The following is a 25,583-nucleotide window of genomic DNA, read 5'->3' as shown; positions in this document are numbered from 1 at the left end:
CATCGCGCCGAGGCCGCGTAATCGTGGCGTCGCTCACCGTTTTCCCGGGCGAAACATTGGACGCCCCGGGAGAGCGGTCTCGCCCTGTGCCCGCAGGTCAGGCCCGTACGCGTGGCGGACGGAGAGAGTACGGGTCGGCCCCCGAATCAGGGGTTCCAGACCCGGTCCCCAAAGGCGCGGCGAGGCTCCGCCGGACCACGTCATAGGGGTCCGGCGGGTGGGTCACAGGGGCCGGGCCGGGCCCGGGGCGGGGTGGGCCGGGTCCGGAGAGGGGTGGGTCCGGAGTGGGGTGACCGGGCCTGGAAAAGGGGGAAAGGGGGTGGGTCAGGCCCAGGGCGGGGTGAGGTCGGGGAGGTCGTCCCGGTAGTCGCCGAGCCAGGCGCCGAACAGCACCAGGCCGCGTACCCAGAAGCGGTCGTTCCAGCCGTTGAACCGCGCCAGCCCGTCGGGACCCTCGGCGATCACGACGTGGAGCTGCTCCGACAGCAGCGAGGGCACGGTGTCGGCGACCCGGGTGAGCATCCGGTGCCCGTACTCCCTGGCGGGCGCGGCGGCCGAGCGGAGCGGGACCCGCTGGAGCGGCTGCTTGACCACGTTGGTGGAGGGCAGCGCGGCCACGCGCGGGTTGGCCGCGTACAGGATCTCGCGGTAGAAGCGCCCCTGGTCCTTGCGGTGCACGCCGACCGAGAGCGCCGCGTCGAAGAAGGCGGGGTGGATGAACGGCGCCGCGAACGAGGCCTCGGGGCCGACCAGGTTGACCGGCGAGCGGGCGATGCCCCGCGCGGTCCTGGTGTGCAGGACCGACAGCGGCAGCTCCGCCCGGTGGCCGTTGAGCATGGCGGTCGACTGGGTGAAGGCGTGCCCGACGCTGTCGGTGATCCAGGCCTCGGCCTCCTCCGACAGGAACGGCACGGACGGGGAGCCCAGCGCCAGCGAGCCGAGCAGCGCCGCCTTGCGCTCGGCCTGCGTGGAGGCGTCCAGAGCGGCCCCGCTGACCATGAAGTTCTTCAGCAGCGGACCCCCGGCCAGCCCGTCGACCAGGGTGCGTCCCGCCCGGTGCACCTCGCGGGCGAACGGGGTGTACCAGGCGTGGTGCGGGGTGAGGAACTCCAGCCGCCGCGCCGCGGCCAGCGCGTCGTCGGGGTAGGCGGCGGCGTCCTGGGGGATCACCCGGTGGCGCACGCCCAGCTCGCGGGTGATCGCCTTGGCGAAGACGATGTCGGTGTCGGTGCCGTCGTCGGGGCTGGTCGTCCACGACTCCACGTCGGCCCCGCGCGCCACCGCCACCGAGCACAGCAGCCGCGAGTCGTAGCCGCCGCTGACCGGCACCAGCAGCGGGCGCCCGTCGAACTCCTTGTAGACCTCGTGCAGGATCTCCAGGATCTCCCCGGCGGTCCGGCCCGCCTCGTAGGGCTCCTCGCGCAGCCACCTGGGCAGCATCCGCTCGACGCCGATCCGGCCCGTCGCCCGGTCGAAGACCAGCGCGCTCGCTCCCGACAGCCGTTTCACCTGCGTGTACGGGGTGTCGTCGCGCAGCGGGAAGGTCATCTGGATGATCGAGGCCCAGGCGTCCCAGTTGATCTCGTACGGCGTGCGCGCCAGGGAGAGCAGCGGTTCCAGCAGCGAGGAGAAGTAGACCGCCCCGCCGTGGGACAGGTAGTAGACGTCGACGAGGCCGAGACCTCCGGCGTGCAGCGTGATCCGCTCGCCGTCGTCGATCAGGCCGGGCGTCTCGTAGGTCTCCGCCACGGTGATCCACGGGGCCGTCCCGCCGGGCTTGCGCTCCCCCCAGGCGAAGGCCCAGGTGCGCTCGTCCCGCTGGTAGGGAGGCAGCGGGGAGGAGCTGAACAGGGCCGCGTTCCCGGCCTGGACGGCGGGCCTGACCCGCGGCCCGGCCCCGCGCAGCGTCTCCAGGACGGCCTCGTCGAGGTGCCCGATGCCGCCGCAGACGTACGGCCTCACATTGAACGTCGGCCACTGCACCGTGCTGACTCCTCTGTGTCGCGATTGACCAAAGGGTATCCTTTCGCCCGGCTCACGAAACGGAGGACGGCGTGGCGGGCGAGCAACTCGAAAGCACACGACAGGCGTTGCGGGAGGCGGTGGCGCACGCGGAGAGGGCTTCCGAGCTGGCCCGCCTGCTTGACGCGGCACAGGCAAAGATCGCCGATGCGGAGCGTGCGGCCGAGGAACTGCGCGGGGTGAGGGAACTCCTGAGCGAGACCGAGGAGCGGCTGGAGGCCGCGAACGCGGCCGAGGAGAAGCTCCGCAAGGACCTGGCGGAGCAGCGCTACCAGGCCGAGGTCGCCAGGTGGAAGCTCTCCTCGGTGCAGGTGGCCCGCTGGTCGCGGCTGGGCGACGCGATCAAGACGGGTAAGAGCAACCCGGTGCGGCTGGCGCGCGGCCTGCGCGGGGCGGCCAAGCCGGCCAAGCGCCCGACCGCCCCCAAGCGCCAGCCGGTGCCGCGCAAGGCGGGGGACAAGGCGCCCGCCCCCGGGGCGTCCTTCCAGGCCACCAGCTCCGTCAGGACCGTCGGCGGCAGGTCGGTGAAGCTCAAGCCGTACCGCGTGCCGACCGGCCCGAACACCCGCCCGCACCTGACCGCGGCCGTGATCGCCGCGCCGCACGGCGAGGCGCTGCTGCGCTACGAGTGGCGCCAGACCACCGGCTTCACGCCGAGGGACTTCGCCCGGGTGCTGGCCGCCGAGGTCCCGCACCTGCTGCTGGTCGAGTCGGTGACCGAGGGGCCGTGGGCCGCGGAGCTGCGCAGTCCCGACCAGGGGTTGCGGTCCCTGCTGGCCTGGTGCGCGGAGCGGGGCATCCGCACCGTCTTCTGGCACACCGAGGGTGAGCCCGGCGAGTTCGTCGCCGCGGCCAGGTTGTTCGAGCACGTCGTGACCGCGCTGCCCAGGTCCGTGGGACCGTGGGGCGCCGCGCTGGCGGCCCAGGAGCCCGAGCAGGGACGCCGGGCGCCCTCGCTGGGAATCCTGCCCTTCGCCGTCCAGCCGCGCGTGCACAACCCGCTGCCGCTGGCCGGGGACCGGTTCGAGCGGGTGCTCTCGCTGGAGGAGCTGCTTCCCGGGCACCTGTCGTACCCGGACGTGCTCACCTCCTACCGCTGGCCCGTCGCGGTCGACTGCCCGCCGGGCACGGAACCCTGGCGGATGGCCGAGCTGGCCGCCTGCGGCACCCCCATCGGCACCGAGCCCGACCCGCGCCGCGCCCACCTGGCGCTCCGCCAGGCGTACGCCTCGGGCACGATGACCAACAAGGTCGACGACCTGCTGGACGCGATCGGCCTGCCCAGCGGCAGGGCCACCCTGAACATTTCGGTGATCATGATCGACCGGGGCGACCTCGACTACGCGCTGGCCCAGGTCGCGCCGCAGAAGGGCGTCGTCCAGCTGGTGCTGCTGTCGGACGCCCCTGACGCCGTCGGCCGGGCCCGCGAGGCGATGCCCGACGGGGTGGACGTCGCGGTGCGCCGCTCCGACACCGAGCTGACCACGGGCGGCCTGCTCAACCGCGCCCTCGACCTGTGCCAGGGCGACCTGGTGGCGGTGATGGACGCCCGCGACCGGTACGGCGAGCACTACCTGACCGATCTCAGCCGGGCCTTCCTGTTCGCCAACGCCGACATCGTGGGCAAGGCGGCTTACTACGCCCACCTGCGCGACGTCGCGGCGACCGTGCTGCGCCAGCCCTCGGCGGAGTACTCCTACCTGCCCGACGTGGCGGGGGCCACCCTGCTGGCCCGCCGCGCGGTCCTGCGGGGCATCGGCTTCGCCGACGTCTCGGACAACTGGGCCGACGTGCTGATGCGCCAGTGCCGCGCCGACGGGATCAAGGTCTTCTCCGCCGACCGCTTCGGGTACGTCTGCCTCCGCGACCGTGACCGCTGGCTGCTCGGCTCGGCCCAGCTCGTCGACTACGGCCCGGCCGACCCGCACGCCCTGATCTGAGCGCGTCCCCGGGTGCGCGTTCCTCGCCGCGACGGCGGCGGGCGGCCCGCACGCCCTGGTCCGAGCGCGGGCCGTCCGGGGGTCGTTAGGCTGCCGGGATGACGCCCGGCGCGCTCGGCGAGGTCCTCGGCCTGCCACCGATCCCCAGGGGGACGTGGGCCGGGGAGGCGCTCTACGTCTCCCCGGCCGCGCTGCGCCGGGGCGAGGACCCCGAGGAGACGGCCGGCCGGCTCCGCACGCTGCCGGGGATCACGGCCGTCCGGGTGCGGCCCGGCGGTTTCCTGGAGATCGTGGTGGCGGTGCCCGGCGAGCTGGTCACGGAGATCGGCGCGGACGCGCCCGCCGTCACGGCCGGGATCACGGGCGAGGGCACGGGCGCGGGCGGGGTGGCGGGCGCGGGCGGGTCCCCGTGGGAGGACCTGCCCAGGACGTGGGCCAACCCCGGGTTCGTCGTCAGGTACGCGCACGCGCGGGCGGTCGCCGTACAGCGCTGGGCCGCGGAACTCGGCGTCGGCGGGGACTTCAGGCCCGAGCTGCTGGAGGGCCGCAGGGACCGGGCGGTGCTCAGGCTGCTGGCCGAGGTGCACGGCAGGCGGGTGAGCCGGGACCCCGGGTGGGCCGCCTACGCCGAGCAGCTGGCCCTGGCCTACCACGACGCGTTCGAGGGGGCCCCCGCGCTTCCCTCGGGGGACGAGGAGCCGTCGGAGCTGCACGCCGCCCGGGTGCGCCTGGCGCGGGCCGTGCGGGACGTGCTGGCCGAGGCGCTGGCGGCGCTTGGCGAGACGGCGCCCGACAGATTGTGATAGACCCTCCCAAAGGAGCTTAAAGAGATCAGGGGAGAGGTGAATGGCCGGGCCCCGGGACTGGGAGGCGCGCGAGCCGCGCCGATCCGGGATGGTCCGGCGGGTGCTGCCGACCCTGCTCGCCTTCGCCGTCATCCTTGGCGGGCTCGCCTATCTGGGCGGAGACCTCAGGGAACTCCTCGGGACCGCCCCGGGCTCGGCCCGCTCGGCCGCGGCGACGCATCGCCTCTACCAGGAGACCCGGCCGGTCGACGGCCGTTGCGGCACGCTTCCCCGGGACCTCGACGCCGACCTCACCACGTCGCTGGAGGCCCTCGGCGGGTGCCTGGACCGGATGTGGGCCGACACCCTGGCACGGGCGGGCATCGACTACGAGCCGCCGGAGGAGGTGCGGCTGGTCGACGCCCCCGAGGAGGCCGCGTGCGGGATCGACGACTACGACTGGGCCGGGATCTACTGTCCCGAGCCGCGCGTCGTCAACGTGCTGGTCGAGGGTGAGCGGGCCTTCCCGATGATGTTCACGCTCGCGCACGAGTACGCCCACCACGTCCAGGAGGTCAGCGGGATCGCCGACCGCAGAGGCTCGGAGGCCTTCGACGAGGCGTGGTCGCGGCGGCTCGAACTGCAGGCGGACTGCCTGGCCGCGGTGACGCTGCGCGCCGCCGCGCCGCGCCGACTGGAGAGCCTGCGCCTCCTCGCCGGGCGCGGTTCCGGCGCCGACGAGGGCGTCGAGGCGGGCTACCGGCAGTCGCACGGCTCGGGGGCCAGCAGCGCCGAGTGGATGCGGCGCGGCCAGGAGGGCGGCACCGTGGGGTCCTGCAACACCTGGGCGGCTCCCGCCGATTCGGTCTCCTAGGCTCGCCCGGGTCTCCCCGGAACGGTCTCGCTCCGGTCTCTCCCGAAGATCGTGTCGCCGTACGACGTTAAAATATGTCGCCAAAGTGGCACATAACGTAAAAAGTTCGCGTGTTCGAGGTGGATCGCGTCTCGATAGGTGGGCAATCGTCTCAGGGGGATCACCGGGTCCGATAGCCTCGATCGGGTGAGTCGATTCGCCCACCCCGCCGGTGACCGGCATGCAGAAGTGCTGCCCGAGGAGCGCCCTCCGCACGCACCTGCCGATCTGAACACGCTCGACCCCACGATCTGGCCGCGAACGTCGAGCCGCGCCGACGGCTCGATCACGATCGGCGGCGCGGACGTCAGGGACCTCGTCGAGGAGCACGGCACCCCGCTCTACGTGGTGGACGAGGAAGACTTCCGCTCCCGCTGCCGCGACTACGCGAGCGCGTTCTCCGGGGGAGAGGTCCACTACGCGGGCAAGGCGTTCCTGTGCCGCGAGGTCGCCCGCTGGATCATGCAGGAGGGCCTCGGCCTCGACGTCTGCAGCGCCGGCGAGCTCGCCGTCGCGCTCAGCGTCGGGTTCCCGCCCGAGCGGATCACCATGCACGGCAACAACAAGTCGCTCGCCGAGCTGGAGAAGGCCGTCGAGGCCGGGGTCGGGCACATCGTGGCCGACTCCTTCGAGGAGATCGCCCGCCTGGGCTTCCTCGCCGACAAGCACGGCAGGCGTCCCAAGGTGATGATCCGCGTCACCGTGGGCGTCGAGGCCCACACCCACGAGTTCATCGCGACCGCCCACGACGACCAGAAGTTCGGCTTCTCGCTGAGCAGCGGCGCGGCGGCGGAGGCGGCCAGGCGGATCCTCGCCCTGCCCCAGCTGGAGCTCGTCGGCCTGCACTCCCACATCGGCTCCCAGATCACCGACACCGCCGGGTTCGAGGTGGCCGCGGCCCGTCTGGCCACCCTCCTGGTCAAGATCAAGGACGAGCACGACGTCGTGCTGCCCGAGCTGGACCTCGGCGGCGGCTACGGCATCCCCTACGTCGAGGGCGACACCGCGCCCGACGTCAAGGAGATCGCCGACAACCTGCGGGAGATCGTCAGCAAGGTGGCCAGGTCCGCGGGCCTGCCGGTGCCCAAGCTCACCGTCGAGCCGGGCAGGGCCATCGCAGGCCTGGCCGGGGTGACGCTCTACGAGGTCGGCACGATCAAGGACGTCGAGGGCCTGCGCACCTACGTCAGCGTCGACGGCGGCATGAGCGACAACATCCGCACCGCCCTGTACGGGGCCGACTACACCGCGCGCCTGGCCTCCCGCGAGAGCGCCGCGAGGCCGATGCTCTCCCGCCTGGTCGGCAAGCACTGCGAGAGCGGCGACATGGTCGTGCGCGACCTGTGGTTCCCCGCCGACCTGGCCACCGGCGACCTGATCGCCGTCGCGGGCACCGGCGCCTACTGCCGCTCGCTCGCCAACAACTACAACTACCTCCCCAAGCCCGCCGTGGTCGCGGTCAAGGACGGGGTGTCCCGCGTGATCGTCCGCAGGGAGACCGAGGACGACCTCCTGAGAGGACAGCTGTGAAACGACCCGGAGCGGCGGGGGATGCCCGCCCATGGTGTGAGCGAAAAGGGGGCGTGACCGCATGGCACTGAAAGTCGCACTGCTGGGATGCGGCGTCGTCGGCTCCCAGGTGGTCAGGCTCATGCACGAGCAGGCCGACGACCTCGCCGCCCGCATCGGGGCGCCGCTGGAGCTCGCCGGGGTCGCCGTGCGGCGCCTGGGCCGCAGGCGGGACGCCGACGTGGACCCCGCCCTGCTCACCACGGACGCCGAGGCCCTGGTCACCCGGGACGACGTCGACATCGTCGTCGAGGTGATCGGCGGCATCGAGCCCGCCAGATCGCTCATCCTGGCCGCGCTGAACAACGGCAAGTCGGTCGTCACGGCCAACAAGGCGCTGCTCGCCGAGGACGGCGCGACCGTCCACGCCGCGGCCAGGGCAGGCGACGCCGACCTCTACTTCGAGGCGGCCGTCGCGGGCGCCATCCCGCTGATCAGGCCGCTGCGCGAGTCGCTCGCCGGGGATCACGTGCACCGGGTGCTCGGCATCGTCAACGGCACCACCAACTACATCCTCGACCAGATGGACTCCAGCGGGGCCTCGTTCTCCGACGCGCTCGGGGAGGCGCAGGCGCTGGGCTACGCCGAGGCCGATCCCACCGCCGACGTGGAGGGCTTCGACGCCGCGGCCAAGGCGGCGATCCTCGCCGGGATCGCCTTCCACAGCCGGGTGACGGCCGCCGACGTGCACCGCGAGGGCATCACCGAGATCACCGCGACGGACGTGGCCAGCGCCAAGGCCATGGGATACGTCATCAAGCTGCTCGCGATCTGCGCCCGTTCCGACGACGGCAGGTCCTTCGGCGTACGGGTGCATCCGGCCATGATCCCCAGGACGCACCCGCTGGCAGGGGTCCGCGAGGCCTACAACGCGGTGTTCGTCGAGGCGCGCTCCGCCGGGCAGCTCATGTTCTACGGCGCGGGCGCGGGCGGCGCCCCGACCGCGAGCGCCGTGCTGGGCGACATCGTGGCCGTGGCGCGCAACGTGCTGGCGGGCACCCGGGGGCCGGAGGAGTCCACGTACGCCGATCTGGTCGTGCACCCGATGGGCGAGACCGTCACCCGCTACCACGTCTCCCTGGACGTCGCCGACAAGCCCGGCGTGCTCGCCAGGGTCGCCGACATGTTCGCCAAGCAGGACGTCTCCATCCAGACCGTCCGGCAGGAGGGGCACGGCGCGGACGCCCAGCTGGTGCTGGTCACCCACCGGGCCAGCGACGCCGCGCTCTCCGCCACGATCGAGGGCCTGCGCGAGCTGGACATCGTCCGCGACGTGGTGAGCGTCATGCGCGTCGAGGGCGAGGACACCCCCTAGCGCTGCCGGGCCGGGCCGGGCCGGGCCGGGCCGGGCCGGTCCGCGGTGCCCGGCCCGCCCGGTCCGCGTTGATTCGGCGTCGGCCCGTCGGCCCGTCGGTCTGCTCGGTCTGCTTGGCCCGCGCCGGTTCGGCACGGGAGCGTCCCGCCGTCGCCGGCACTGTCAGGGGACCCGGTCCCGGCCCTCGCGGCGATCGTGCCATGCCGGCTCGGCATCGGGTTCCTGGGCATTTGGTAACAGATTATTTGGTGACCTCTATCGGCTTATAAGGTGCTTTCATGCTTTATTTGCCGTTCCGCGAAAGAGGGCTCACCGGGAAGGTCTTTCGCCGGGCGGCGGCTTTCGCCACGGCGCTGACCGTCGTGGCGGCGTTGGGCCCGGCGGCCCACGCGGCGGCCGAACGGCCCGCGAAGAAGGTCAGGACGGTCGTCGCGCTCACCTTCGACGACGGCGACTCCTCCCACCCCGCCGTGGCCCGCATGCTGGAGAAACGCGGCATGCGTGGAACGTTCTACGTCAACACCGAGACCGTCGGCGGTGAGCAGAAACTGACCCGCCGCGGGCTCGCCGAGATCGCCAGGAAGGGTCACGAGATCGGCGGTCACACGCTGACCCACGTGCGTCTCACCGAGCTGACCCAGAGCGAGCAGGAGGGCCAGATCTGCGACGACCGCAGGACGCTCGTGGCGTGGGGGTACCGGCCCACCACCCTCGCCTACCCGTTCGGCGCGGTCGACGCCGACGCCATGGCGGTGGCGCGGCGGTGCGGTTACGACGCGGCTCGCGGGGTCGGCGGGCTCAAGGAGTGGGGGTGCCCCGGCTGCCCGGCCGGTGAGACTCTCCGCCCGAAGAGCCGCTACGACATCCGCACGCCGGGGTCCATCCGCGAGGACACCCTGCTGCGGCACATGAAGCAGCAGGTCCTCAACGCCGAGAAGGACGGTGGCGGGCTGGTCCCGATGGTGTTCCACCGCGTCTGCGACGACTGCGGCCTCTACTCGACGACTCCCAAGCTCATGGGCCAGTTCCTCGACTGGCTGGTGAGCCGCAAGGCCCACGGCACGGTCGTGCGGACCCTGCAGAGCGCCGTCGGCGCCCGGTACCGCCCCCTGCCCAGGCAGGAGTGACCGGGCCGCCGAGGACGCCCGGTGTCCGGGGCGTCCTCGGCGGCAGGGCGTGGCGGCAGGGCGTGGCGGCAGGGCGTGGCGGCAGGGCGTGGCGGCAGGGCGTGGCGGCAGGGCGTCAGGAGCCCTCGGTGAGCCTGCGGAGACGGCGGGCGGCGCGGGCGAGCAGGGAGCGCTGCTGGGCCTGGCGCAGGGCGACGGCCTCCAGGCGGCGCTGCTCGGCCTTCTCCTTCCACCTGACGGTGTCGCGGCTGCCCTTGGCGGCCTTGGCACGCAGTTCCTTCAGCTCGGCCTTGAGGGCGGCGACCTGCCGCTGGGCCCGCTCGGCCTCCCGCGCGCGCGACTCGGCCGCGGCCTTCCAGTGCGCGGCCTCCCGGTTGCGGTTCACGGCCCAGTAAGGGTAGGCGCGGGCGGCGGGCCGCAGCTTCCACGACTCCGCGTCCAGCCAGGTCGCCCCGTGCAGGTCGGCGATCACGTCGTCGAGCCGCTCGCCCTCGCGGAGCACGCGCGTCGCCCTCGCGACGGCGGAGGTCCGCTCCAGGCGGGCGGCCAGCACTCCCGACTCGTCCTCGTCCAGCGCCACGAGCAGCAGGCCCTCGTCGTCCTTCTCCGCTTGCTCGATCAGCCTGGCCAGCGAGTCCGCCCCCGGTACCCACCCGGCCGGGCAGACCAGGCGGAACGGCGCGGGCGCCGAGGTCGCGGGGACCCGCTCGGCGAAGGAGACGCGGCCGTCGTGGGCGTACTGGCCGCGCAGCAGCCGCAGGTCGAGCAGCGGGTCGTCCAGCGGTGCGGGGCGCTCGCCGTCCAGTGACGCCCACGGCCCCGTCAGGGTGACGTGCACGTCGGGCAGGGTGCTGGCCAGCGCCCCGTCGACGCTCGCCCTGACGTCCTCGAAGGAGGCACCCCCGGCGTCCACCACGACGTCGACGTAGGGGACCAGCCACTGCCGGCCCGCGTCGGTGCGCAGGTGGCGACGGTACGGGATCCGGTCGGCGATGAACGGGTCGTTGTGCCGCCTGACGTCCGCGGGCCTGCGCATGGCCGTCGTCGTGCCCAGGTGCCAGCTCAGAGCCTCGGCGTCGGGGACGAACACCGCGCCCGTCTGGGTGAGCCGGTAGCCCAGCTCGGTGTCCTCGCCGAGGGCCAGGGAGGTGTCCAGCCCTCCCGTCTCCCTCAGCAGGGCGGCCGGCAGCGAGACCGTCGCGCCCACGTGGACGCGGTGCAGCAAGGAGCTGGGCGCGTCGCGGAAGCCGCGGTGGGCGGCGACGAGCTCGCCGATCCAGTCGTGCCCGTGCTCGGGATCCTCCTCGAAGAGGAGACCCGCCCTGTCCTTGGCGACGGCGATCTGGACCTCGGCGGGGGAGGGCGGGATGCCGGCCATCGCGGTGAAGCGCAGCGTCCCCATCACCACCAGGTAGCCGGCCAGGTGGTGCCAGCGCATGTGCGCCTCGACGTGCTCCCGGTAGGAGACGATGTCGGCGTCCATCCGGTGGATCACCTGGCCGTCCGCGACGGCCGTACCGGTCTCCAGGGCCCAGGCGATGCCCCGGCGGCCGGAGGCGTCGCCGACGATCCGGGTGCGTTCCGGGGCGATCTCGGGGAGCCGCAGCGGGGGCGAGCTGCCGTCGTCCACGACGATCACCTCAAGGAGGTGAGAGGGGTAGGTCTGGGCGGCGAGCGCGGCCAGGGTGAGGTCGAGCCTGTCCTGCCGCCCCTTGGCGGGGATCACCACGCTCACCGTCAGGTGCGGCTCCCACGCGCCGGGGGCGGGCACGGCCAGCACCCCGTAGTCGTTGCCCGGGATCCGCGGCGTGCCGGCGGGGGCGCCGGCGAGGACTCGCGGCGCGTTCGCGGCGTCGCCTCCGGCAGGGACCGGCGGAACGTTCGCGCCACCTTCGGCCGGGACCGGCGTCGCGTACGGCGCGTCGGGGACGTACGGCGCGTCAGGGGGGATCCGCGGCGTGCTCACTGTGCCTCCCGGGGGAGTTCCATGAGCGCGCTGGGCCGGAAGCCGCGCCACTGGCGCTTGTTGCGCCGCAGGAACGTGCCGATCGGCTCGCGCCAGGTGTGGTTGGCGACGTTCCCGCGCCGCAGGATGTAGCCCAGACCCTGGGTGCGGTAGATCTGCCCGCCCGCGGCCTGCACGGCGTGCTGGAACTGGGCGTCGATCGTGCCGGGCATCGGACGGAAGCCGCCCACGGCCTCGAAGGCGGAGCGTTCGGAGAAAATGGTGCCCCCGGCGATGAAGTTGGTGATCTGCTCGGTGATCTGCTCGCGGTGGACGGTCACCCCGATCGAGGCGAGATAGACGAACTCGGGGACCATGCCCACGACCTGGGCGCCCGAGTAGGAGTGGGCCAGCAGCAGATCGGAGATGAAGTCGGGCCCGTACCAGTCGTCGTCGTCCATCTTCAGCAGGAACGACCCCGACGCCCTGGCCGCGGCCTGGTTCAGCACGGTCCCGAAAACGGTCCCGCCGTCGGCCTCGACCACGGTGACCGGCCGCTCGAAGGACGCCAGGGCCCCGGCCACGCCGGGATGCGTCGCGGGGACGCCGTGCAGCGCGAGGATCACCTCGAACTCGGCGCCGCGCTGCCTGGACAGCTGCTCCAGCGCGAAGCCCACCATGTCCGGGCGGCGGGTGACGAGCAGCACCGAGACCGTCGGCACGGGCGCCGCGGGGGCGCCCAGCTGCTCCCAGCGGGCACGGACCCCGTGGAGGCGCAGTGCCTCGCGGCGCAGCCGGATGCTGTGCTCCTCGCGCTCCAGGTCGTCCTTGAGCGCGGGCCCGTCGACCGAGGTGATCAGCCTGGCCAGCTCGGGGCCGAGGGCGCCCGCCCAGCGCGGCACGGCCTCGGAGACCAGGGGCACCCCGGCCGCCGCCAGTCCCGTGACGACCCGCAGCGCGGCCGGCGGGCCGGTGTGGCTGCGCCGCCAGTCCACCCGTACCCCTCTGACCTGCCTGATCCGGTTGACGTCAACGTCCGTGACGCGGCCGGAGGCGTCGAAGGAGGTGAGCGTCCTGCCCTCGCAGGTGATCGTCCAGCGGCCGGACTCGGAGGACAGGTCGGCCGTGCCGAGGGACGGCACGGTGACGAAGTTCATGGGGTTGACCGAACGGTCGTCGACGGGGGGGATGGTCCAGGGCTCGGACAGGTCGCCCAGGCCGTCCTCCAGGATTCTGCCGCCACCGGGACGGCCGAGCCTCTCCCAGGTCATCAGCCCGGCGACCGGGCGATCCACCGTGGTCCTGCCAGGGGACTCGGCGCCGGTCCAGGGTGGCGGCTCCTCGCCGACCGCGCGCACGACCAGGTCGGCGCCGCGGGCGCCGAACCTGTCGGGGACGGGCCCTGTCAGGGGGGCCGGGGCCGCGTTCGGGTCGCCGGGGCGCCAATGGGCCGCTCCCGGCCCCGCCAGACCGGCGACGGGCCCGGCGACGGCGTCCATCCGGTGCCCGCCGAACGCCCTCGCGGTCGCGGCGAGCGTCCGTCCCGCCGGCACCGGCTTGGAGAAGCTCGCCTCGACCACCCAGGCATGCTGTTTCGGCTGGTGGACGCGGAGTTCCACGAGAGCGCGCCAGCGGTGGGCGGGGGTGGGGGAGATCACCGGCGCGGTGTACCAGTGCGGCGTCTCCCGCACGGCGACGACGACCCGGGGGGCCATGGGCAGCAGCGACTGCAGGCTCGCGGCCCTGCGGACGTCGGTCGCCGTGCGGGCGAGCACCAGGATCTCCGCGGCGCCCTCCTCGGCGCGCGGGATGCCGTCGAGGTCGCCGTCGAGGTCCATCGCCCCGTACGTCTCCAGCTCGCCGAGGGTCTCGAAGCCCGCGCAGTAGACGAGGACGCGTCGCTTGCCGCTCCGCTCCAGGGCGGCGCGGACCAGTTCGATCAGAAAGGACATCAGCCGGTCTTCCCCCGACGCCTGGCCATGGAAGTGATCCTTCCCAGCGGGCCGCGCCGCCGCTCGGCCGCCAGGCGCCCGGCCTCCGCCCGCAGCCGTTCCGTCTCGGCGCGCAGGCTCTCCACCTCGTCCTTCAGGCCCTCCGCCTCGCGCTTCCAGCGCGCGGAGTCGGCCCGCCACTTCGCGGTGTCCCCGGCGACGGGCTCCGCCTCGTCGGCGGTCGTCACGCCGGCCTCCGCGGCGCTCACCCAGAGCGAGCCGAACATCTCGTGGACGACGTCGTCGAGCCCGTCGTCGTCGCCGTCGGGTCCCTCGCTCACCAGCGCCGCCCTGGCGAAGGCGGCGGTGCGTTCGAACCTGGCCGCCCTGACCCCGGAGGCCCCCTCGTCGAGCGCCACGCTCAGCAGCCCGTACTCCTCACGCTCGGCGAGTTTGACCAGCTCGGCCAGGCTGTCGGCGCCGAGCGCCCACCCGGCGGGGAAGGTGAGCCTGAACGGCGCGGGAGCTGAGCCCGCGGGCACCTCCTCGGTGAAGGAGACGCGCGGCTCGTGGACGTACAGGTTGCGCACCAGGCGCAGGTCGAGCAGCGGCTCGTCGAGGGAGGGGCGGCGTCCGGCGGGAAGGTCCGACCAGGGCCCGACCACGGTGACGGCGACGTCGACGAGGGTGCCCGCGAGCGCGGAGTCCACACTCGCCCGCACGTCCTCGTAGGAGGCGCCGCGGGCGTCGACGACGACGTGCACGTACGGCACCAGCCAGGCCCTGCGCGGGTGGGTGCGCAGCCAGCGCAGGTCGGGGATGAGGTCGGGCAGCACCGACCAGTTGTGCCGGTGCACCTCCTTCTCCCGGATCATGACCGTGGACGGCCCGAGGTGCCAGGCGCGGGCCCGCGGGTCGGGGACGAAGACCGCGCCCGCCTGCGCGAGGCGGAAGCCGAGATCGGTGTCCTCACCCATGTTCAGCGTGGTGTTCACCCCGCCGACCGAGCGCAGCAGGGCCACGGGAACCGAGGTGGTGGCGCCCGAGTGGAGCCGGTAGGCCCCGGCGCCCGCGTCCCGCAGCCACCGGGTCTCCTCCAGCACCCCGGCCCGCCACTCGTGCGGCGCGGACTCGTCGAACAGCTTCTCCGCGTCCCCGGCCTCCACCGCGGAGAAGACCTCCCTGGCGGAGGGGCCGGTCCCGTCGAGGGTGAAGCGGACGTCACCCATCACGACGGCGTAGGGGGCGAGATGGTGCCAGCGCATGTGCGCCTCGACGTGCTCCCTGTCGAGGATCATGTCGGAGTCGACCCAGTGCAGGATGTCGCCCGCCGCTGCGGCGGCGCCGGTCTGGCGGGCCCAGCCGCGTCCCCATCGGCCGTCGGGCACCCGGACGAGCCTGGTGTTGGCCGGGGTGATCTCTGGGACGCGCAACGGCGGGTCACTGCCGTCGTCGGCGACGACCACCTCCATGAGGTGCGCGGGGTAGGTCTGCGCGGCCAGCCCGGCGAGCGTGCGCTCCAGGGCCTCCTGGCAGTCGTGCGCCGGGATCACCACGCTCACCCTGAGCCGGGGCTCCCATTCGCCCAGGTCGGGCGGGCGCAGCGACCCGTAGTCGTTGTGCCTGATCCTGGCGCGCGGGACAGCGGCCCGGCCGGCCCGGCCGGCCCGCTCACCCCGGTCGGCGCGGTCGTCGCAACCGGCACGGTCGTCGCGCGGGCGGGCGGACGGGGCGGCGCCGGAGGTGGCGAAGCCGGTTTCGGTCACGCTCTCTCCTCCGTGGCCCGTTCGGTCCCGGCCTTCTCCGCGGCCAGGCGCGGCAGCAGGTCGTGGACGATCTCCTCGATCTCCTGGCGCCGGGGTACGGAGGCCAGGCGGTCCTCGCCCAGGGAGACCAGGATCGCCTGCAGGTCCTCGTCCCGCTTGCGCTCGTGATCCTTGAGCAGCTCGACGATCTCGTCCAGCCGCCGGTCCAGCCGCTGGGTGGCCGTCTTGACCGTGGCCAGCTCCGCCTCGTAGCGCTTGACCCGGGCGTCGATCCGCTGGGCCTTGCCGTCGACCCTGCGTACGGTCGCGACCGCCAGCACCTGGACGGCGAGTACCGTCGCGATCGCGCCGAGCACGATGGCCGCCGTGACCGAGATGATCCCGGTGCTCGCGAGCAGCGTCAGCGCGATCAGGAACACCGGGCCGAGGATCGCCGCCAGAAGCGTCAGTTTTCGGGGCGTGGGCATCCGCGCTTACCTTCCGTGCCGCTCTGTCTTTACCTGTCCTTGTGGGTGGTAATTGAGGTTATCGGCTCCTCAAGTGCAGATACGGCGATAAATAGGAAATTCGAAGGTTCCTGTGACCTGTGTGACAGCTGCGAGTGTTTGGCGGTGATCCTCGATGTCAAGTGTGATATGCGGCGAGAAGGGATCTTCTCACCTCGCTATCCTTCGCTCGTGCCCGCGCAGCCGACCGCCCTTCCCCCGCCCCCTCCCGCCACCCCGGTGAGCCTCCCGCGGCCGGTGCCGGGGGCGCGTGCCCCCGGGGTCCACGAGTTCCACGGGGTCCGCTTCCACAGGGTCCGTGGGGTCCATGGGGGCCGCGGCGCCCACGGTTCTCACCGCCCGGCCGGCACCGAGCACGCCTGTCGGCTCTCCCCGGCCCGTTTCCCGCGCGTCGCGCCGAACCGGTGGCGCGGTCCCCGCCCGAGCCCGACCCTGGAAGCGCCATGACAGCACGGATCGCCGGTAACGACTACCGGAGCCTCACGCCGCCCGCCCTGGGCTCCTGGACCCCCTCGCTTCGGGTCAGCGTCGTCGTTCCCGCGTACGGTGACCAGGAGAAACTCGACCTGGCGCTCGCCGGGCTGGCCGTGCAGACCTACCCGGCCGCGCTGACCGAGGTCGTCGTGGTCGACAACGGCAGCAGCCCGCCGCTGCGCCTGCCGGCCCTGTGCCCCGCGGACACCCGCCTGATCGTCTGCCCGGTCCCCGGCCGCGCCCACGCCCGCAACGCCGGGCTGGCGGCCGCCACCGGCGACGTGATCCACTGGCTCGACTCCGACGTGGTCCTGGACCGCAGGTCGGTCGAGGCGCACATGCGCTGGCACCACGCCGCCCCGTACCTCGTGGTGACCGGTTACCTGCGCTTCACCCCGGCCGGGCTGCCGGCCCCCGAGGTGATCGCCGCCGCCGACGACCTGGCCAAGCTCTTCGAGCCCGCCGAGCCGCACGCCTGGCTGGTCGACCTGGTCGAGCGCACCGACGGCCTCACCGCCAACCCGCACCGCGCGTTCAGCCTGCACGTCGGCGGCGCGACCTCGGTCAACGCCGCACTGCTCGCCGTCGCGGGGCCGATGGACACCGACCTGATCCTCGGCCAGGACACCGAGATGGGCTACCGGCTCGCCCAGGCGGGCGCCGTCTTCGTCCCCGAGCCGCTGTCGCGCGCCTTCCACCTGGGCCCGACGATGCGCATGCGCGACAAGGCCCCGATCGACCGGGTCAGCCACGCCTTCGTGGCCGACCGGATCCCGTCCTACCGCTGGCTCCGCTCCCACCCGGCCCGGCAGTGGAAGGTGCCGTACGTGGAGGTGGTCGTCGAGCTCGCGGGGCGGCCGGGGAAGGGATACACCTACGACGAGGTCCGCGCCACCGTCGACGCCGTGCTCGCCGGCACCCTGCCCGACGTCGCGGTCACCCTCACGGGGCCGTGGGACCGCGTCGGCGCCGAGGGGCGCTCTCCCCTGAAGAACCCCGACCTGGACCTGGTGCTGATCCGCGGCCACTACGCCCACGAGCCCAGGGTCCGCTTCGCCGACAAGGTCTCCGCGACCTCCGCCGTCCCGGCCCTCCCCTCCGGCCCGCCCGACGGCTCCGCCGCGCCGGGCCCCGCCTGGGCGGTTCCGTACCGTCTGTGGCTGCCCGCCGGATGGGTGCCCGGCGAGGACACCCTGGCCCGCCTGCTCGACCTGGCGAGGGACGAGGGGTACGGCCTGGTCTCGGTGCTGCTGGCCGAGGAGGACGACGCGGCCGGCGGTGACGGTGACGGTGGCGCGGGCGGTGCGGCGGGCACGGGCTCGGGCTCGGGCTCGGGGAGGACGGTCGTCAAGGCGCGGCTGGAACGTGCCGCCGCGTTCGCGCGCGCCGCGATCGTGCTGGAGGAGGGGGAGGATCTCGACGACGCCGTGGACGACACCTTCGGCGTGATCTGGGTGGACGGCGAGACCTACGGGTTCGCGCCCGAGGCCGGTGTCCTCACCGGCCGTCGCGGCGCCTACCGCGCCAGGGCCGAGGCGGCGGCCGAGGTGGCCCGTCTCACCAAGGAGGCGGAGCGGCTCCGCGAGCAGGTGGCCAAGTGGCGCGACGAGGCGGGCCGCTGGCGCAGGAGCACGGTCGAGCTGCGGCGCGAGGTCGGCACCCTGCGAAGGGAACTGGCCGCCGCCAGGAAGGTCGTCCAGTACGGGCTGCTGTCCTCGGTGAGGCGGGCCATCACCCGCCGTCGCTGACGACGCCGACGCCCCCCAGGAAGTAGGAGCCGATGCCCCGGTAGGGCACGGCGGTACCGGGCGCCGGCCGCCATTCCGGCAGGTTGACGATGCCGGGCTCGACCATGTCGAAACCGTCGAACAGGCGGACGATCTCCTTGCCGGTACGTGTGACGAAGGGGGCGGAGGCCCGGTCGTAGACCTGGGCCACCTCGTCCGCGGCCCGCGGGCGGACGTCGGTCGCGACGTGGGACAGCACGAGGTGGCTGCCGGGTGCCATGGCCCGGCGCAGGGTGGCGATGATGCCCAGGGGGTCGTCCGCGTCGGGGACGAAATGCATGATCGCCACCAGGAGGATCCCGACAGGCCGGTCGAAGTCGATCGCCGCGCGCACGTCCGGGTGCTCCAGGATCTCCCCGGGCCGGCGGACGTCCCCCTCGACGATGGTCACGTTCTCGTTCTTGCCGAGGATCGCCCTGCCGTGGACCAGGACGGTCGGGTCGTTGTCGACGTAGACGACCCGGGCGCCGGGAGCGACCTGGTGCACGTTGTTCCGGGTGGGCAGTCCGGCGCCGATGTCGAGGAACTGGTCGATCCCCGACTCGGCGAGGAAACCGACCGTCCGGCCCAGGAACGCGCGATTGGCGCGGGCACCCTGCCGCATCTCGGGGACGATCTCCAGGGCCCTCTCCGCGGCCTGCCGGTCCGCCGGAAAGTTGTCCTTGCCTCCCAGGTAGTAGTCGTACATGCGCGCGACGTTGGGAATATGCGTCTGGACACCCTTGGGCATCTGGTCGGCCACGCGCCGCTCCCAGGTAATGAAATTTCCAGAATTGCGTAGATCATAGCCACTTATGACATCGGGAAAGCCTTTAACGGACGAACGAGATCGCGCCATGGCCGGCCTCCCCTCGCGCGCGTCCCCGGCCTCCATCGCGCGGCACGCGTCCGGTCCCGGCCGGCGGCGTGCGCCCGGCCTCCTTCTCGCGGAGCGTGCGCCCGGCCCCGTGCGTCCGGCCCCGGCTCGCGCCGTGTGCCCGGCCCCGGCTCGCCGACGGCATCGGCCGGTCCTGACCGTCCCCGATCACCCGGCCGCCACTGGGCCGCCGCTCAGTTCCTGAGGGCGGTGCGGAGTCTGCCCAGGAGGGAGTCGCGCCCTTCCTGGCGCTTCCCCTCCCGGCGTTTCTCCTCCTGGCGCCGCTGCTCCTGTCCGGGGACCCGCTCCGCCGCGGGCCTCGCGGCCTTTTGCCCCTGGGCCTTGGCCCCGGGCGAAGCCGGAACCCGGGCGGGGGGTGGAGCGGAGGCCGAGGACGTGGGCCCGGCCGGCCAGAACTCCGGCCGGTCGCCGCGCCGCACACCGTGGGTGGCCTCGATCGACGCGGCGACGTCGTCCGCGCCGAGCAGCCTCGCCCGGCCCAGTGCCTCGGTCCGCTCCAGCGTCGCCTCGCCGTCGCCGCCGAGCTCGACGACGAGCATGCCCGTGCGGTCGTCCTGCATCACGCGGATCATCCGTTCCAGCGTGTCGCGTCCCAGCGGGACCGAGACCGGGCCCGTGTAGCGGAACGGGATCGGGGCGGGGGTGGCGGAGACCTCGTCGGCGAACCGCACCCGCTCGTCGTGGGCGAAGTGCTCGCGCAGCAGCCGCAGGTCGAACAGGGGGTCGTCCAGCACCGGCCGGCGGTCCCCGGTCAGCTTCGACCACGGGGCGACCAGGGTGACGATCACGTCGCCGAACGACCCGTCGAGCGCGGCGCCCACCGCCTCGCGTACCCGCTCCTCTGGCCCGTCGACGTGGAGCACCACCTCCACGTACGGAACCAGCCAGTGGCGTCCCCGGTCCCTGCGCAGGTCACGGCGGAGCGGCACCCGGTGGGCCAGGTAGGGGGCGACGACGCGCACCGCCCGCTGCGGGTCGCGGCGCTGGGCGGGAAGCCCCAGATGGACGGCCTGGGCGGCCATGTCGGGGACGAAGACCACGCCGTGCGCGGCCAGCCGGTAGGCGAACTCGGTGTCCTCGCCCCGCAGCACCCGGGGATCCACCCCGCCCACGGCGTGGAAGATCTCGCGCCGCATCGACACCGTCGGCCCCGTGCACACGTGGTAGGGGTTGCGGCTCGCCCGCAGGCCGTCGGTGCGGGAGATCGTCTGCTCGGTGGAGCTGGGCAGGGCGCCCGACAGGTCGAAGAGGGAGCCCAGCGAGCCCGCCCGCACGCCCTCGTGCACCTGCGCGGCCGTCAGTGACGGCTCCTCGACGAACTTCTTCGCGCCGATCGTGACCAGGTACCCGGCCAGGTGGTGCCATCGGGCCAGCGCCTCGATGTGCTCGCGGCAGACGACCATGTCGGCGTCGAGACGCTGGATGATCCGCCCCTCGGCGAGGGCGGCGCCGGTGTTCACCGCGTGGGCGATGCCCCAGCCGGAGGAGCCGGCGGTCACGATCCTGGCGCCACCCGGGGCGATCTCCGGCAGCCGCAGCGGCGGTTCGCTGCCGTCGTCGACCACGATCACCTCCATGAGGTGGTCCGGGTAGGTCTGCGCGGCCAGTGCGGCGAGGGTGAGGTCGAGCCTGTGCTGCCCGCCGTGGGCCGGAATGATCACGCTCACCGGAAGCTCCGGATCCCACTCGCCGAGCGCGGGCGGGTCCAGGGGCGAGTAGTCGTTGTGCCGGATCGGTGGCAGGTCCGCCGCCGTGCCGCCCGTCATGATGTGACACCCCTTGTCGTGTTCCCCGTCTGTCAAGCTCTGTCAAGCCCCGCAGACCATACCGGCCGATCCTTAGAGTTCCCTGGAGACAGGACGCCCGGCTTGTCCATTTGGTGGACAACACATCCCAGAGCCGAACGTGTTGCCCGTAGACTCGTTTTCCAATACCGCAGGTAGCACGCGCGCGGACCGGCCGCGCGCGGTGAGGAGCAATCATGACCAGGGCGTGGCGTGGCCTCATCGAGGAGTACCGTGACCGACTGCCGGTGACCACGGCGACGCCCGTCGTCACGCTCCTGGAGGGCGGCACCCCGCTCGTCCCGGCGAACCGGGTGTCGGCGCTGACCGGCTGCGAGGTCTACCTGAAGGTCGAGGGCCTCAACCCGACCGGAAGCTTCAAGGACCGTGGCATGACCATGGCCATCAGCAAGGCCGTCGAGGACGGGGCGAAGGCCGTCATCTGCGCCTCGACCGGCAACACCAGCGCCTCCGCCGCCGCCTACGCGGTCCGCGCGGGCCTGACCTGCGCCGTGCTGGTGCCCCGGGGCAAGATCGCGATGGGCAAGCTGGCCCAGGCGCTGGTCCACGGGGCCAGGCTGCTCCAGGTCGAGGGGTCCTTCGACGACTGCCTGGAGATGACCAGGAAGCTGTCGGAGAACTACCCGATCGCGCTGGTCAACTCGGTGAACCCGTTCCGGCTCCAGGGCCAGAAGACCGCCGCCTTCGAGATCGTCGACACGCTCGGGGACGCCCCTGACATCCACTGCATCCCGGTCGGCAACGCGGGCAACATCTCGGCGTACTGGATGGGCTACACCGAGTACGCCCGGGACGGCGTCGCGACGAGGACGCCGCGCATGTTCGGCTTCCAGGCCAGCGGCGCCGCGCCGATCGTCAACGGCGCGCCGGTGACCCACCCGCACACGATCGCCACCGCGATCCGCATCGGCAACCCGGCCTCGTGGCAGCTCGCCGAGGCCGCCCGCGACGAGTCCGGCGGTGTCATCCAGTCCGTCACCGACCGCCAGATCGCCGCCGCGTACAAGCTGCTCGCCCAGGAGGAGGGCGTGTTCGTCGAGCTTGCCTCCGCCGCCAGCGTGGCGGGCCTCCTGCAGGCCCACGCGCAGGGACTGGTCGAGCCCGGGCAGCGCATCGTGTGCACGGTGACCGGAAACGGTCTCAAGGACCCCGACTGGGCCATCTCGGGCGCGCCCACCCCGGTGACGATCCCGATCGACGCGCACGCCGCGGCCACCGCCCTCGAACTCGCCTAGTGGACCTCAGGAGAAGCGACGTGCCCCCCACGGACCACACGGCCCCCACGGGACCCCGATGATCGGCGGGGCGAAGGCGACCGTCCGGGTCCCCGCGACGTCGGCCAACCTCGGCCCCGGATTCGACACGCTGGGACTCGCCCTCGGCCTGCACGACGAGATCGAGGCCGAGATCCTCGAGTCCCCCGGCATCGACATCGCGGTCGAGGGCGAGGGGGCCGGAGAGCTCGACCTGGGCGAGGGGCACCTCATCGTCACCACGATGCGCGCGACCTTCGACAGGATGGGTCTCCCGCAGCCGCGCGGCATCCGGCTGCGCTGTCTCAACCGGATCCCGCACGCCCGCGGCCTCGGGTCCTCCTCCGCGGCGATCTGCGCCGGGATCCTCGCCGCCCGGGCACTGGCCACGACCCCGTACGCGCCCTCGTCCGAGCACGGCTCCCAGCCCGGCCGGGATCATCCGCCCGGGCTGACCGACGACGGCGTCCTCGCACTGGCCACCGAGATCGAGGGCCATCCCGACAACGTGGCGCCGTGCTTGGCGGGCGGGCTCACCGTCGCGTGGACGGACGCCGGGGGCGTGCCGCACCTGGTGCGACTGCTCCCGCACGAGGCCGTCAGGCCCGTGGTCCTCGTCCCCGCGCATCGGCTGTCGACCGAGACCGCCCGCGGGCTGCTGCCCAAGGAGGTCCCGCACGCCGACGCCGCCGCGAACGCCGGCCGGGCCGCGCTGCTGGTCGCGGCGCTGACCGCCAGGCCCGAGCCGGACCTGCTGCTGGCCGCCACGGAGGACCGCCTCCACCAGGACTACCGCGCGCCCGCGATGCCGCACACCGCCGACCTGGTACGACGGCTGCGGGGGGCGGGAGTGGCCGCGGTCGTCTCGGGTGCGGGGCCCACGGTTCTTGCGTTGTCAACGATGAATACGCAGGATTTGATCGCACCGGAAGTGGGTAATGACTGGCACATCCAGCCACTGGAAGTCGAAACCAGGGGCGCCCGCGTTGTTTCTCTTGAGACACGCTGACGACTCTTCGACCTTCAGGGAATAGCTGTGTGCGCTGGTGATGTTAGGCTGATAGCCGCACCAGGTGCCCCGCGTTGGGTGCGTGCTTGTCAGCCACACATCGCTGCATCATGTCTCACCTGGTGAGACATGAGCGCCGCAGTGGCCTCCCCGAATCCGTCGCCTCCGAATGCTCCAGATTTCGGTTGGGGCAACGAGAAGCGGCGTTTTAGGGGACATGCGCGTTCGATCTACCTCGACATCTGGTTGCCGGTAGCAATCCGGGGGGGTGTCCTCCAAGTCCCACCGTCGGCGATTCTCGATGGTGACGGCCTGGATCCGCCCTTCTCCGACAGTGGCGGCGGCTCTCCATGGGCCGCCGAGGATCGCGACGTGCAACCCGACCCGGTCTGTCCCACCGGGTCGATCGCACCACCGGGACGATTGGCTGATCATGGCCACGCCCGACCCCTGGGAAGGACCCATTAGTGAGCGACACCACCGAACTCCTCTCCGACGTCACCGGCACGGCGCCGGCGTCCGGCGACACCCCCACCCGCCCCGCGGCCAAGCCGCGCCGTCGCTCCGGCACAGGCCTTTCCGCCATGGTGCTGCCTGAGCTGCAGGCCATGGCTTCCGGCCTCGGCATCAGCGGGACCGGGCGGATGCGCAAGAGCCAGCTGATCGCGGCCATCCAGGAGAAGCAGGGCGTCTCCACCGAGAGCGCCCAGGCTCCCGCCGCCGTCAAGGAGACTCCTGCCGTGGCCGCCCCGGCCGTCGTGGCCGAGCCGGTCGCCGAGCGTCCGGCGCGCACCCGCAGGGAACGTTCCCGCCCCGTCGTGGCCGCCGAGCCCGTCGTGGAGCAGGCGCCCCCCGCCCCCGAGCCCGTGGCCGCCGTCGTCGCGCCCGAGCCCGTCGTGGAGCAGCAGACCATCGACACCGCCCCGGCCGAGGGCCGTGGCGAGCGCGGCGAGAGCCGTCGCGAGCGCGGCGAGCGCCGTGGCCGCAACAGCGAGCGCGGCGAGCGGGGCAACGATCGCCGTGAGCGCGGCGACAACCGTCCCGACAACCGCAACGACAACCGCAGCGACGGCCGCGCCGACCAGCGCGCCGCCGACGCCGGCCAGAACCGCGGGGAGCGGCTCAACGACCGCGGCGACCGGCTCAACGACCGCGGTGAGCGCGGCGAGCGTCTCAACGACCGCGGTGACCGCACCACCGACCGCGGCGACCGCGGTGACAGGGCCGAGCGCGGCGACAGGGGCGAGCGCGGCGACAGGGGCCCGCAGAACCGGGGCCCGCAGGACCGCAACGACCAGCACGGCGTGGGCGACGACGACGACCGCCGTGGCCGTCGCGGCCGGTTCCGCGAGCGCAACCGCCGTGGCCGCGAGCGCTTCGACAGCAACGAGCCCGTGGTGGGCGACGACGACGTCCTGATCCCGATCGCCGGAATCCTGGACATCCTCGACAACTACGCGTTCGTCAGGACCAGCGGTTACCTGCCGGGCTCCAACGACGTCTACGTCTCGCTGGCCCAGATCCGCCGCAACGGCCTGCGCAAGGGTGACGTCGTCACCGGCGCCGTCCGCCAGCCCCGCGACGGTGAGCGCCGCGAGAAGTTCAACGCGCTCGTCCGCCTCGACACGGTCAACGGCATGGACCCGGAGCAGGCGCGGCAGCGGCCCGACTTCAACAAGCTCGTCCCCCTCTATCCGCAGGAGCGCCTGCGCCTGGAGACCGAGCCGAACATCCTGACCACCAGGATCATCGACATGGTGGCGCCGATCGGCAAGGGCCAGCGTGGTCTCATCGTCTCCCCGCCCAAGGCGGGCAAGACGATGGTCCTCCAGTCGATCGCCAACGCGATCACCCGCAACAACCCCGAGTGCCACCTGATGGTCGTCCTGGTGGACGAGCGTCCGGAAGAGGTCACCGACATGCAGCGGTCGGTGAAGGGCGAGGTCATCCACTCGACCTTCGACCGCCCGGCCGAGGACCACACCACGGTCGCCGAGCTCGCCATCGAGCGCGCCAAGCGCCTGGTGGAGCTCGGCCACGACGTGGTCGTGCTGCTCGACTCGATCACCCGTCTGGGCCGCGCCTACAACCTGGCGGCCCCGGCCTCCGGCCGCATCCTGTCCGGTGGTGTCGACTCCACCGCGCTCTACCCGCCGAAGCGTTTCTTCGGCGCCGCCCGCAACATCGAGAACGGCGGCTCGCTGACGATCCTCGCCACCGCGCTGGTCGAGACCGGCTCCAAGATGGACGAGGTCATCTTCGAGGAGTTCAAGGGCACGGGCAACCTGGAGCTCAAGCTCAACCGGCAGCTCGCCGACAAGCGGATCTTCCCCGCGGTGGACGTCGACGCGTCCGGCACCCGTAAGGAAGAGATCCTCATGGGCAAGGACGAGCTCCAGATCACCTGGAAGCTCCGCCGCGTGCTGCACGCCCTGGACATGCAGCAGGCCCTCGAGCTTCTCCTGGAGAAGATGAGGGAGACCAAGTCCAACGCGGAGTTCCTGCTCCAGGTGCAGAAGACGACGGTCAGCTCCGAGCGCGACTGATCATCCGCCGTAC

At 72.9% G+C, this 25,583-nt stretch carries 17 protein-coding genes; 10 read left to right on the top strand and 7 right to left on the bottom strand.

What is annotated here, in order from left to right:
• Positions 1-324: 324 nt before the first annotated feature.
• On the bottom strand, positions 325-1,983 hold the full coding sequence (locus ACTOQ2_RS06480) for an asparagine synthetase B family protein (protein ID WP_440098789.1): 1,659 nt from the start codon (positions 1,981-1,983) through the stop codon (positions 325-327).
• A 71-nt stretch (positions 1,984-2,054) separates the two neighbouring features.
• Here ACTOQ2_RS06480 and ACTOQ2_RS06475 point away from each other — a divergent pair, with 71 nt between their 5' ends.
• The 6 genes from ACTOQ2_RS06475 (at position 2,055) to ACTOQ2_RS06450 (ending at position 9,671) form a co-directional block, all read left to right on the top strand.
• Positions 2,055-3,962 (top strand): hypothetical protein, encoded by a 1,908-nt coding sequence (locus ACTOQ2_RS06475; protein WP_440098788.1) that lies wholly within the window; start codon positions 2,055-2,057, stop codon positions 3,960-3,962.
• A gap of 98 nt (positions 3,963-4,060) precedes the next feature.
• Positions 4,061-4,765: a DALR anticodon-binding domain-containing protein gene (locus ACTOQ2_RS06470; protein WP_440098787.1), complete on the top strand. Its 705-nt coding sequence runs from the start codon at positions 4,061-4,063 to the stop codon at positions 4,763-4,765.
• Positions 4,766-4,808: 43 nt separating this feature from the next.
• Positions 4,809-5,621: a neutral zinc metallopeptidase gene (locus ACTOQ2_RS06465; protein ID WP_440071858.1), complete on the top strand. Its 813-nt coding sequence runs from the start codon at positions 4,809-4,811 to the stop codon at positions 5,619-5,621.
• Between the two features lie 186 nt (positions 5,622-5,807).
• Positions 5,808-7,190, top strand: a complete 1,383-nt coding sequence (lysA, locus tag ACTOQ2_RS06460; RefSeq protein WP_440087224.1) for a diaminopimelate decarboxylase — start codon at positions 5,808-5,810, stop codon at positions 7,188-7,190.
• A gap of 61 nt (positions 7,191-7,251) precedes the next feature.
• Positions 7,252-8,544, top strand: a complete 1,293-nt coding sequence (locus tag ACTOQ2_RS06455; protein WP_440098786.1) for a homoserine dehydrogenase — start codon at positions 7,252-7,254, stop codon at positions 8,542-8,544.
• 278 nt (positions 8,545-8,822) lie between these two features.
• Positions 8,823-9,671, top strand: coding sequence for a polysaccharide deacetylase family protein (locus ACTOQ2_RS06450; RefSeq protein ID WP_440098785.1), 849 nt, complete (start codon positions 8,823-8,825; stop codon positions 9,669-9,671).
• Positions 9,672-9,786: 115 nt separating this feature from the next.
• On the opposite strand, the gene ACTOQ2_RS06445 is transcribed toward ACTOQ2_RS06450, so the two are convergent.
• From ACTOQ2_RS06445 to ACTOQ2_RS06430, 4 genes are read right to left on the bottom strand one after another with little or no spacing between them, the layout of a single operon-like run.
• Complete coding sequence (locus tag ACTOQ2_RS06445; protein ID WP_440098784.1) at positions 9,787-11,637, bottom strand: glycosyltransferase; 1,851 nt, start codon at positions 11,635-11,637, stop codon at positions 9,787-9,789.
• Positions 11,634-13,568, bottom strand: a complete 1,935-nt coding sequence (locus ACTOQ2_RS06440) for a glycosyltransferase (protein ID WP_440098783.1) — start codon at positions 13,566-13,568, stop codon at positions 11,634-11,636. The genes ACTOQ2_RS06445 and ACTOQ2_RS06440 overlap by 4 nt, the downstream gene beginning before the upstream one ends.
• Positions 13,568-15,313 (bottom strand): glycosyltransferase, encoded by a 1,746-nt coding sequence (locus ACTOQ2_RS06435; protein WP_440098782.1) that lies wholly within the window; start codon positions 15,311-15,313, stop codon positions 13,568-13,570. Before ACTOQ2_RS06435 ends, ACTOQ2_RS06440 begins: the two co-directional genes overlap by 1 nt.
• Entirely contained in the window at positions 15,310-15,780 is a 471-nt protein-coding gene (locus ACTOQ2_RS06430) for a hypothetical protein (protein ID WP_440098781.1), read from the bottom strand. Before ACTOQ2_RS06430 ends, ACTOQ2_RS06435 begins: the two co-directional genes overlap by 4 nt.
• Before the next feature lie 482 nt (positions 15,781-16,262).
• Here ACTOQ2_RS06430 and ACTOQ2_RS06425 point away from each other — a divergent pair, with 482 nt between their 5' ends.
• Entirely contained in the window at positions 16,263-18,041 is a 1,779-nt protein-coding gene (locus tag ACTOQ2_RS06425; protein WP_440098780.1) for a glycosyltransferase, read from the top strand.
• On the opposite strand, the gene ACTOQ2_RS06420 is transcribed toward ACTOQ2_RS06425, so the two are convergent.
• Both ACTOQ2_RS06420 and ACTOQ2_RS06415 read right to left on the bottom strand, forming a co-directional pair.
• Positions 18,025-18,822, bottom strand: coding sequence for an SAM-dependent methyltransferase (locus ACTOQ2_RS06420; protein WP_440071849.1), 798 nt, complete (start codon positions 18,820-18,822; stop codon positions 18,025-18,027). The two genes, ACTOQ2_RS06425 and ACTOQ2_RS06420, sit on opposite strands and share 17 nt — an antisense overlap.
• A 308-nt stretch (positions 18,823-19,130) precedes the next feature.
• Positions 19,131-20,723, bottom strand: coding sequence for a glycosyltransferase (locus ACTOQ2_RS06415; RefSeq protein ID WP_440098779.1), 1,593 nt, complete (start codon positions 20,721-20,723; stop codon positions 19,131-19,133).
• Between the two features lie 215 nt (positions 20,724-20,938).
• Between ACTOQ2_RS06415 and thrC the strand changes: the two genes are divergently transcribed.
• The 3 genes from thrC to rho all read left to right on the top strand — a co-directional run bounded on the left by thrC (position 20,939) and on the right by rho (position 25,570).
• Entirely contained in the window at positions 20,939-21,997 is a 1,059-nt protein-coding gene (gene thrC / locus ACTOQ2_RS06410; protein ID WP_440098778.1) for a threonine synthase, read from the top strand.
• 58 nt (positions 21,998-22,055) lie between these two features.
• Complete coding sequence (locus tag ACTOQ2_RS06405; RefSeq protein ID WP_440098777.1) at positions 22,056-23,024, top strand: homoserine kinase; 969 nt, start codon at positions 22,056-22,058, stop codon at positions 23,022-23,024.
• Positions 23,025-23,491: 467 nt separating this feature from the next.
• Positions 23,492-25,570, top strand: coding sequence for a transcription termination factor Rho (rho, locus tag ACTOQ2_RS06400; RefSeq protein WP_440098775.1), 2,079 nt, complete (start codon positions 23,492-23,494; stop codon positions 25,568-25,570).
• Positions 25,571-25,583: the final 13 nt, after the last annotated feature.

Origin of the sequence: Streptosporangium sp. H16 (genome assembly GCF_051918855.1) — a bacterium.
Taxonomy (GTDB): Bacteria; Actinomycetota; Actinomycetes; order Streptosporangiales; family Streptosporangiaceae; genus Streptosporangium.
Note: the sequence above shows the minus strand (reverse complement) of the source record. Positions and strands in the feature narration are given on the sequence as shown.